The organism is Bifidobacterium saimiriisciurei, from assembly GCF_010667655.1.
Taxonomy (GTDB): domain Bacteria; phylum Actinomycetota; class Actinomycetes; order Actinomycetales; family Bifidobacteriaceae; genus Galliscardovia; species Galliscardovia saimiriisciurei.
On record NZ_WHZU01000011.1, the window covers coordinates 1 to 10,300 of the forward strand.

A 10,300-nucleotide genomic window follows, 5' to 3' on the forward strand; every position below is an offset into this window, starting at 1 on the left:
CGAACCTGGAAGCTAAGGCCCGGCACGGCGATGGTACTGCACCCGACAGGGTGTGGGAGAGTAGCACGCCGCCGCAATTACACGTTGGAAGGCCCCGGACCGAAGGTCCGGGGCCTTCCCATATCCACACACAATATAAAAACAGAAAGACGACTGGGACTGCATGGTCCGCGGTCCTCTGCGTTCTTCCTGTAGTTTTTATTTCTGCAGAGCGTTTATGAAGTCCCTGATAATCCATCGGGGATTTTTTCGTACCCGCACCGTTCCACATATCCAACACATATCCAATGACGCGTGTGCAATGGCGTACACGAATTACATGATGCATATACATCCCACGGTTCAATACGGCACGAATTCGTCAATACAGTGGTATCCGGGTATTCATCGATAAGATGAACCGTCGGATACGACCATATTCATCGATTCATGCAGAAACGAATGCCGAGATACGGCACATCAGATGATTCATGTCTCTCTGAGCCGCACATGAATCGTGTAATGCACATGCATTGTACGATTCCGCATAGCGTGGACCTTCGAATGCATCTATATTCGATGATTCATCGACATGATGAACTGCCAAGTACCAAGGCATCCGTTGATTCGTGCGGAATCGAATGCGCGAATATTGATCTATGTATGAAAAGGAAAAAGAATTAGGGCCTGTATGCGTTTCGAAACGCATACAGGCCCTAATTATTAGCGGTTTAAATGCCTATCAGGCGAGACCTGAGAGCTTGTTGATGAGCTCCGGGTCGCGCGTGGCGCCCTTGTCGGCGGAACGCGCGAAGGCGGCGTAGGCCTTGAGGGCCTGCGACACCTTGCGGTCACGGTGGGCCACGTAGCCGTCGCCGGCCTCGAGCTCACGACGACGCTCGGCAAGCTGCTCGTCGGTCAGCTCGACGTTGACGGAGCGGGCCTCGATATCGATGTTGATGATGTCGCCGTTCTTGATGAGCGCCACAGGGCCCTTGTTCGCGGCCTCGGGAGCCATGTGGCCGATGGCCAGGCCGGAGGAGCCGCCGGAGTAACGGCCGTCGGTAAGCATTGCCACCTGCTTGCCGATGCCCTTGCCCTTGACGAACGACGTCGGGTAGAGCATCTCCTGCATGCCGGGGCCGCCCTTCGGACCCTCGTAACGGATGACCAATGCCATACCCGGCTTCAGGGTGTCGTTGAGGATGACCTCGATGGCCTGCTCCTGGGACTCGACCACCAGGGCCGGTCCGCGGAACTTCCAGATCTCCTGCGGTACGCCGGCGGTCTTCACCACGCAGCCGTCGGGAGCGAGGTTGCCGCGCAGCACGGCGAGGCCGCCCTCGTGGATCTCCGGATGGTCGATGTCGTGGATGGCGCCATGCTCGCGGTCGGTGTCGAGCGAGTCGAACGTGGTCTCATGCGTCCACGGTTCGGGGGAGATGATGTGGCCCGGAGCGGCCTTGTACATCTTCTTGGCCTCGTCGGTGCAGGTGGGGCGCATGATGTCCCAGTCGTCGAGCTTGGCCTCCAGCGACGGATAGTCGATGGAATGAACGTCCTGATGCAGCTTGCCCGCACGGTCGAGCTCGCCGAGGATGCCGGTGATGCCGCCGGCGCGATGCACGTCGGAGATCTCCCACTTGCCGGACGGCGAGGCCTTGCAGATGCAGGGCACGGTGTGCGAGATGCGCTCGATGTCGTCAAGCGTGAAGTCCACGTCGGCGGACTGCGCCATGGCGAGGATGTGCAGCACGGTGTTGGTGGAGCCGCCCATGGCCACGTCCATGGTCATGGCGTTCTCGAACGCGTGCTTCGTGGCGATGGAGCGCGGCAGCACGGAATCGTCGTCATCGTGGTAGTACTGGTTCGCGATCTTCACGACCTGCTGCGCGGCGCGCTTGAACAGGTCCTTGCGGTACTTGTGCGAGGCGAGGATGGTGCCGTTGCCCGGCAGGGCCAGGCCGATGGCCTCGGTGAGGCAGTTCATCGAGTTGGCGGTGAACATGCCGGCGCAGGAGCCGCACGTCGGGCACACGGTCTTCTCGTAGTTGAGCAGGTCCTCCTCGGAGACGTTGTCGTCGGCGGAGGCATACATCACGGAGATGAGGTCGGTGTTCTTCTTCACGGTGCCGTCGGCGAGCACGGTGGTGCCGGCCTCCATCGGGCCGCCGGAGACGAACACGGTCGGGATGTTGAGGCGCAGCGCGGCCATGAGCATGCCGGGGACGACCTTGTCGCAGTTCGGGATGCAGATCAGGGCGTCGGCGCAGTGCGCGTTGCACTGGTATTCGACGGTGTCGGCGATGATGTCGCGGCTGGGCAGCGAGTACAGCATGCCGGTATGGCCCATGGCGATGCCGTCGTCGACGGCCATGGTGTTGAACTCGCGCGGGATGCCGCCGGCTTCCTTGATGGCCTCGGAGACGATGCGGCCGACCTTGTTCAGGTGCACATGTCCGGGGAGGAACTCATCGAAGGAGTTGGCGATGGCGATGATGGGCTTCTTGCCCATATCCTTACCGTCGACACCAGCGGCGCGGTAGAGGGCGCGAGCGCCCGCGAATACACGTCCATTCATTAGTTTTGCAGATCGCATTTCTGTCATGCCTACCATTCAACCATTGGGGATGGGCGCGCGCTCATGCTAGTGTCGATATATGGAAGGATTTTCACATTAGGTCTTCACAAAATGGCCGATATGGGGTAAAATCCACTCGCCTAGGAAAGTACGTACGGTAAATTTTCAAGTTTGGAGAGCTCTCATGACACTCGGCACCAGCCCGGAACCTCAGGGCCTTGTGGATCCGCCCATCGACGATCTTATGCAGCACGCTGATTCGAAGTATGCCTTGGCCATCTTCGCCGCCAAGCGTGCCCGTCAGATCAATTCCTACTTCACGCAGCTGAACGAGGGCCTGCTGCAGAACGTCGGCCCGCTGGTCGAGTACCAGAACCAGGAGAAGCCGCTGTCGATCGCGTTCCGCGAGATCAACGACGGCCTGCTCGAGGAGACCCTCGGCGAGGACGACGTCAACGAAGGCAACTGATCCGTCTCGTCACACGTCGACAAGCGTACGTCGGTAAACGATTGACGTTCGTCGGATGTGCTCGGCCGTCTGCGTAATATCGGCGACACGCTTGCCGACCACGCGCATGTCGAGTACAACTGAACGTCAGGAGCGAACGACCTGAGGCTCGCGCCGACCATGTCCATGGTCTGGCACGAGCCTTTTTCATAGCCTGCGTATACTCGTAGCCCCCAGCGAATCCGGTGTCCGACGGCCGCGCTCGACTCCCATATAACAGAACAACCAACCGTATCATTGTGCCTCGCCGTTCGTGCGGGGCGATAAGTCCGAAAGAGGGATGATATGACCAATCAGGAGCGTAAGCTCATCTCCGCGGAATCCGTAACGGAAGGACACCCGGACAAGGTCTGCGACCAGATTTCCGATGAAATTCTCGATGACCTGCTGCGGCAGGACCCGCAGTCGCATGTCGCCGTCGAGACCTCCGCCGCCACGGGCGTGTTCCTCGTCTTCGGCGAGGTGACGTCCAAGGGATACGTCGATGTGCAGTCCAAGGTGCGTGAAACGCTGCGTCGCATCGGCTACACGTCCTCCGAGGTCGGCCTTGACGCCGACTCCTGCGGCGTCATCGTCGCCATCACCGAACAGAGTTCCGAAATCAACCAGGGCGTGGCCCGCCTGACCGGCGAGGCGGAATCCGCCGCCAGCCGCGAGGAGCGCTACGAGGCGCAGGGCGCCGGCGATCAGGGTGTGATGTTCGGCTATGCCACCGACGAGACCGACGTGCTCATGCCGCTGCCGGTCCATCTGGCCCACCGTCTCGCCTACCGCCTCGCCGAGGTGCGCAAGAGCGGCGAGGTGCCGCATCTGCGTCCGGACGGCAAGACGCAGGTCACCATCGAATACGACGAGGACAACAACCCGCTGCGCGTCGACACCGTGCTGATCTCCACGCAGCATGATCCCGAGGCCACGCACGAATGGCTCGAGGCCCAGCTGAAGGAACACGTCATCGATCCCGTCCTCGACGAGGTGCTGGGCGATTCGCTCAAGCACGACGACTACCGTCAGCTCGTCAATCCGACCGGTTCGTTCGTGCTCGGCGGCCCGGCCGCCGACGCCGGACTCACCGGCCGCAAGATCATCGTCGACACCTACGGCGGCGCGGCCCACCATGGTGGCGGTGCGTTCAGCGGCAAGGACCCGTCGAAGGTGGATCGTTCCGCCGCGTACGCCACGCGCTGGGTGGCCAAGAACATCGTGGCCGCAGGCCTTGCGCATCGCGTCGAGGTGCAGGTGGCGTACGCCATCGGCGTGGCCGACCCCGTGTCCATCAACGTCGAGACGTTCGGCACCGAGATCGACGGCGTGACCCGCGAGCAGATCCAGCAGGCCGTGCGCAAGGTCTTCGACCTGCGCCCCGCCGCCATCATCGACGAGCTTGACCTCAAGCGTCCGATCTATGCGAAGACCGCCGCCTACGGCCACTTCGGCCGCACCGACGTGGAGTTCCCGTGGGAGAGGACCGATAAGGTCGACGAACTCAAGGCCGCGATCGCGGAGTAGACTGCGTCGCCGGAAGCGAAGCCGGCATGCCGTCCGATTATTCGGACGGCATGCCGGCTTTTGCGCCTTCGGCCCGTCGCGGATCACGGGACGGTGAAAGCGCGGGGAATGATAGGGTGATGACATGAGCGGGACGCATGCGGAGCAGTTGACGCTTGACGGCCTGGCGCCGCGGCGTCGGCGCAAGCGCGCGCCGGCGGAGAAGACCCCGGCCGCGGAACATCCCATCGCCCGCGTCGTCATCGACGTGCAGGCCGCGCATCTGGGCCGGACCTTCGATTATCTCGTGGAGGAGAGGCAATCCGAGGCGGCGCAGCCGGGCGTGCGCGTGCGCGTGCGGTTCGGCGGCAAACTGCTCGACGGATTCGTCTGGCAGCGGGCGGACGGCAGCGATACGCCCACGTCGTCGCTGCGGTTCCTCGAACGCGTCGTATCGCCGCGAACCATCCTGTCGGAGCAGATGCGCGAGGACATCACCCGCATAGCCGAGGCGTTCGGCGGCACGCGCGCCAACATCCTGCGCGTGGCCGTCCCCCCGCGCAGCGCCAAGGTGGACAGGGAGTACAAGCCGGGGGCCAAGGCGACGGCCTCCCGTGGCGAGGAACTGGCCACGATGCTCGACGAGCCGGTGGTCAAGGGCTTCTCCCGCATCTCATCGACCTATGCCTGTGCGGACAGGCTGCGGGAGGCGCTCGGCGGCCGAGGATACGGACATGTCATCTGGGACAATCTGCCCGGCCCTCGACTATGGGCCAAGGACCTCGCCTGGGCGGCCGCATTGACGCTGATGCGCGGCCGGTCCGCCGTCATCGTGCTGCCCGACATGCGCCATGTGGCCGATATGCTCCGATGCCTTACCGCCTACGGGCTGCGACGGTTCGAGCCGGCGGCGAACGGCGTGTGGGGCGGTGATGTGGCGATACTCGGCTCATCCATGGCGCCCGAGCTGCGCTACCGCTCCTATATGGCCGTGGCCACCGGTGCGGTGCGGTGCGTCATCGGTCTGCGTGCCGCGATGTATGCGCCGGTCGAAGGCGCGGCGATGTTCGCCATCGTGGACGATGTGGCCTATCAGAACGCGGACGGGCTCATGCCCTACGCGCAGGCGAGGGACGTGCTGCAGCTGAGGGCGCGGGCACACGGCGGGACGTTCATCGCCGCGGGGCATGCGAGAAGCCCCATCAGCCAGTGGGAGACGGACCACGACCCCTCGGTCGTGGACGTGCATGCCATGCCATCGGCCGGCAAGGAATGCACGCCGTGGATCCGATGGCTGAACCGCGACGAGCTCAATCGTCTGGAGGATCCGGCGATCGGCGCACGCGTGCCGCATGTGGCGGTGTCGGTGATGCAGCGGGCGCTGCGCTCCGGCCCGGTGCTGCTGTCCGTGCCGCATCGGGGAGCCGGAACCGTGCTGGCATGCGCGCACTGCCGACGGCAGGCGCGATGCCGCAAATGCTCCGGTCCGTTGCAGCGCATGCCGTCCGCCGCGCCCCAATGCCGGTGGTGCGGCGCGGCGGCGGTCCACTGGCAGTGCCCCGCATGCTCATGCCCCCGGATGCGCGGCGTGCGCATCAGCGCCGAGGACACCATGAAGGAGCTGCAGGGACTCGTGCGCGGCGTGCCCATCATGATATCCACGCCCGACCAGCCCAGGGGCATCATCGAGGACGTCGCGGGCAAGCCCCAGCTGGTCATCGCCACGCCCGGGGCCGAGCCGAGGGTCATGCCGTTCGGTGAACGCGCCGTGCGCGGCTATCAGGCGGTCGTCATACTGGATGCGTGGACCAGCCTGTACGCGGCGGGACTCGACGCGCGCATCGACACGCTGACCGCATGGATGCGCGCGGCGGCGTTATGCGTGCCGCGAACCCAGGGAGGGCAGGTGCTGCTCGTCGGCGAGACCGATTCCGCGCTGGCGCAATCGCTCATCACCTGGAATCCTCGGACCCTTGCCGCCAGGGAGCTTGACGAACGCGGCCAGACCGTGCTGCCTCCCACCGTGGGCGCCGCCGCCGTATGGGGGCAGCGGGGACCGGTGATGGGCCTGCTGGAACGCGTGGGCGTGCTGTACGGCGATCTGGCGGTCATCCACGCCGCGGACGCCGACTGGCCGGCGGTCCTCGGTCCGGTGCCCATGGCGCCCGAGCCGACCGTGAACCGGCAGCTTGAGGGAACCGGGGACCGTGTCCGCGCGCTGATCAGGGTCCCCCGGGAGCAACTGGGCGAACTCGCGCAACGTCTGCATGCCGCAGCCGCCAAGCACGCGGCGTCGCGCGAACGCGGGGAACTGCGTTTCGCCGTCAGTCCCAAGGAAGTAATCTAATAACCGGAAAGTCGTTCACGCCCATGCCCCAACGGGCATGGGCCGCGGTCTGCAGGAAAGGACATGCCATGAAAGGTTGGCCGGGAGAACCCCAGATGAACTATGACGTGCTGGTCGGCGAGGGCAACGCCGCCGATGCGATGGGCAAGCCCATCGACAACGTCATCTTCGACTTCGGCAACGTGCTCATCTACTGGAACCCGGAGGCGGCGCTGCTGCCCCGATACGACAAGGAGACCATCGACCGTTTCCTCGACAACGACGTCTCGGGCTTCTACGACGCCAACGACCGCATGGACGCCGGCGCCACCACCGAGGAGGGCATCGCCTGGCTGCGCGAGACCCACGGCGACAAGTGGGCCGACATGCTGCGCTACTACCTCGACAACTTCCGCGACTCCCTGGTCGGCGTCGTGCCCGGCGCCCGCGTGCTCATCAACGACCTCAAGGCGGCCGGCATCGGCGTATGGGGACTGTCGAACTGGGAGGCGTCGCTGTTCCACATCGCCGAGGAGCAGTGCGACATCATCCAGCAGCTGGACGGCAAGCTCGTCTCCGGTTTCGTGAAGCTGCGCAAGCCTCACAAGGAGATCTACGAGCGCGCATTGCAGGACTTCGGCATCGACGCCGAGGGCAGCGTATTCGTCGACGACAAGGCGATGAACGTGGTCGGCGCCAATGAGGCGGGCATCAGGGGAGTGCGCTTCTCCGACCCGCAGAAGCTGCGCGAGCTGCTCATCGCCAACGGCGTGGACATCCCCGCCGTGCAGTCCGTGCGATAAGCCGCATGCCATTCATGACCATCAAACGAGAAACCATCAAGCGAGAAACCAAGGAAGGACCACACTCTTGAGGATTCTGTTCTGCGGCACCCCTGACGTCGCCGTACCGTCGCTGCGCGCATTGGCCGAGGCCGAAGGGCTGGAGGTCGCATGCGTGCTCACCCGCCCCGACGCGCCCAAGGGCCGCGGCCGCAGGCTCACGCCCAGCCCCGTGAAGCAGGCGGCGCTCGAACTCGGCATCCCCGTCATCGACGCCAACCCCCGCGACCCCGGATTCGTGGACGAGCTCGCCCGCTGGGACGTCGAGGCCGCCGCCGTGGTCGCCTACGGACGCATCCTGCCGCAGTCGGCGCTCGACGCCCTGCCCAAGGGCTGGTACAACCTCCACTTCTCCCTGCTGCCGCAGTGGCGTGGCGCCGCGCCGGCGCAGCGTGCCATCTGGTCCGGCCAGACCAGCACCGGAGCCACCGTGTTCCGCATCACCCTCGGCATGGACGAGGGCCCCATCCTGCTGCAGGACCACACCGAGATCGGCGGACACGAGACATCCGGCGAATTGCTCGCCGCCATGGCGGAAAGCGGTTCCGGACTGCTTGTCCAGGCCATGCGCTCGGTGGCCGACGGCACTGCGGAACCCCGGGAGCAGCCGGCGGAGGGCGTGACCATCGCCGACAAGATCCGCACCGAGGACGCCCATGTGTCCTTCGACGTGCCTGTGGAACAGGCCGACCGTCAGATTCGCGCCTGCACGCCCGACCCCGGTGCATGGTGCCGTTTCTCGCGCAGCGCCGACGCCGAGGCGATCACCCTGCACATCCTCGCCGCCCGACCCGCCGACACCAGCCGTCCGAACGTCCCCGGCGACCTGCAGCCGGGTGCGCTGACCGCCGGCAAGAAGAACGTGTGGGTCGGTACCGCCACGGAACCACTGGAATTGCTCGAGGTCAAGGCGCAGGGCAAGAAGGCCATGCGCGCGGCCGACTGGGCCCGCGGCGCGCATCTGGAAACGGGGGCGCACTGTGCCTGACGGTTACGGCTCCTCCCGACCGGAACGCAGCCGGGACTCCCGCCGGCCCAAGCGCTCGCAACCGGGTTCCGGTGGCTCGCGCAGACCCGGCAACAAACCCGCCTCCGATCCGAGGCTGATCGCCTATGACGCGACCCGCCGCATCAGCGACGCCGGCAGCTTCGCCAATCTGGTGCTGCCGAAGATGCTGGCGGCCAGCGCGGCGGACTCCCGCGGCGCCGCCTTCGCCACCGAACTCGTATACGGCACGCAGCGATGGCGCGGCCTGCTCGACGCCGTCATCGCCGCGGCGGCGAAACGCCCGTGCCCGGCCATCGACGGCAAACTGCTCGATGCGCTGCGCATCGGCGCGTTCCAGGCGCTGTTCATGTCGGTCGCCGATCATGCCGCCGTGTCGCAGACCGTCGATCTGGTGCGTCGTCGTGTCGGCGCACACGCCGCAGGATTCGCCAATGCCGTCATGCGTCGAATCACGGCCCGGTCCCGGCAGGAATGGGAATCCATCGTGGTCTCGCGCATTCCCCGAGAACAGGCGGGGGAGCGGCTCGCCGTACGGTTCTCGCATCCCGCATGGGTGGTCGACGAACTGACGAAGGCCTGGCAGGCCGCCGGCTACGACGCAACGGCGGGCTTCGAAACGGCCGATGCCGCCGTGGCCGCCATGCTTGCCCGCGACAACGAGGCACCGGACGTCACCCTGGTCGCCCGCCCCGGATTGATGGACAAGGACGAGCTGATCGCGGCGCTGCCCGAACGGGCGCATGCCGAAGACGGACGATGGAGCCCCTATGCGCTGCGCGTGCACGGGGTGAACCCCGAGTGCATCGACGCCGTGCAGGAGGGACGGGCCGGCGTGGAGGACGAAGGCAGCCAGCTGGCGGCCCTGGCCCTGGCCGAAGCCCCGCTCGGCGACATCGACGCCGGTGAAGGCCCCGCCCAATGGCTCGACATGTGCGCGGGGCCGGGGGGCAAGACCGCCCTGCTCGGTGCCATCGCGGCCCTGCGCGGCGCGCAGCTGACCGCCAACGAACCCAGTCCGCATCGCGCCGGCCTGGTGCGCGAGAACGTCTCGGCGTTGCCCGACGGCACCATGCGCGAGGTGAGCGAACTCGACGGCCGCGTCATCGGATCGCAGCGGCCGTGCCATTACGAACGCATCCTGGTCGACGCGCCATGCTCCGGCCTCGGATCGCTGCGACGGCGCCCGGAGGCCCGGTGGCGCAAGCGTGCGGAGGACCTGACCGAACTGGCCGAGGTACAGCGGGGCCTGCTCGCATCCGCATTGGACGCGCTGCGTCCCGGCGGCGTCGCCGCCTACGTCACCTGTTCTCCGGCATTGGCGGAGACCCGAGACATCGTCGACGCCGTGCTGGATGCGCGTGACGATGCCGAACGCATCGACGCCGTCGCGGTGCTGCGCGGCGTCGCCGCCGGCATCCCGCTGCCGTCGCGTCCCGGCGACGTGCAGTTGTTCGAGCATCTGCACGATACAGACCAGATGTTCATCAGCCTGATACGACGCACGAAGTGAACGCGTCAGGCCGATGGCATGCCGGTGGACGACGAGGGGCGGGCCCGGATACCATCC

General features: G+C 65.7%; 7 protein-coding genes and 1 riboswitch. Of the genes, 6 read left to right on the forward strand and 1 reads right to left on the reverse strand.

The window, feature by feature from the left end; all coding sequences use genetic code 11:
• Window positions 1–721 precede the first annotated feature (721 nt).
• Entirely contained in the window at window positions 722–2,587 is a 1,866-nt protein-coding gene (ilvD, locus tag GFD18_RS07345; protein WP_163199007.1) for a dihydroxy-acid dehydratase, read from the reverse strand.
• Between the two features lie 157 nt (window positions 2,588–2,744).
• Between ilvD and rpoZ the strand changes: the two genes are divergently transcribed.
• The 6 genes from rpoZ to GFD18_RS07375 all read left to right on the forward strand — a co-directional run bounded on the left by rpoZ (window position 2,745) and on the right by GFD18_RS07375 (window position 10,243).
• Window positions 2,745–3,029, forward strand: coding sequence for a DNA-directed RNA polymerase subunit omega (gene rpoZ / locus GFD18_RS07350; RefSeq protein WP_100511573.1), 285 nt, complete (start codon window positions 2,745–2,747; stop codon window positions 3,027–3,029).
• 269 nt (window positions 3,030–3,298) lie between these two features.
• Window positions 3,299–3,358: riboswitch (SAM riboswitch) on the forward strand.
• Complete coding sequence (metK, locus tag GFD18_RS07355) at window positions 3,354–4,577, forward strand: methionine adenosyltransferase (RefSeq protein ID WP_163199009.1); 1,224 nt, start codon at window positions 3,354–3,356, stop codon at window positions 4,575–4,577. Its footprint overlaps the riboswitch before it by 5 nt.
• A 124-nt stretch (window positions 4,578–4,701) precedes the next feature.
• Window positions 4,702–6,903 (forward strand): primosomal protein N', encoded by a 2,202-nt coding sequence (locus GFD18_RS07360; RefSeq protein WP_163199010.1) that lies wholly within the window; start codon window positions 4,702–4,704, stop codon window positions 6,901–6,903.
• A 68-nt stretch (window positions 6,904–6,971) separates the two neighbouring features.
• The gene (locus tag GFD18_RS07365) at window positions 6,972–7,685 is read left to right on the forward strand and encodes an HAD family hydrolase (RefSeq protein WP_163199012.1); all 714 of its coding nucleotides are present in this window, start codon (window positions 6,972–6,974) and stop codon (window positions 7,683–7,685) included.
• 67 nt (window positions 7,686–7,752) lie between these two features.
• Complete coding sequence (gene fmt, locus GFD18_RS07370) at window positions 7,753–8,712, forward strand: methionyl-tRNA formyltransferase (protein WP_225432968.1); 960 nt, start codon at window positions 7,753–7,755, stop codon at window positions 8,710–8,712.
• Window positions 8,705–10,243, forward strand: a complete 1,539-nt coding sequence (locus tag GFD18_RS07375; protein WP_163199016.1) for an RsmB/NOP family class I SAM-dependent RNA methyltransferase — start codon at window positions 8,705–8,707, stop codon at window positions 10,241–10,243. Before fmt ends, GFD18_RS07375 begins: the two co-directional genes overlap by 8 nt.
• The last annotated feature ends 57 nt before the right edge of the window (window positions 10,244–10,300 follow it).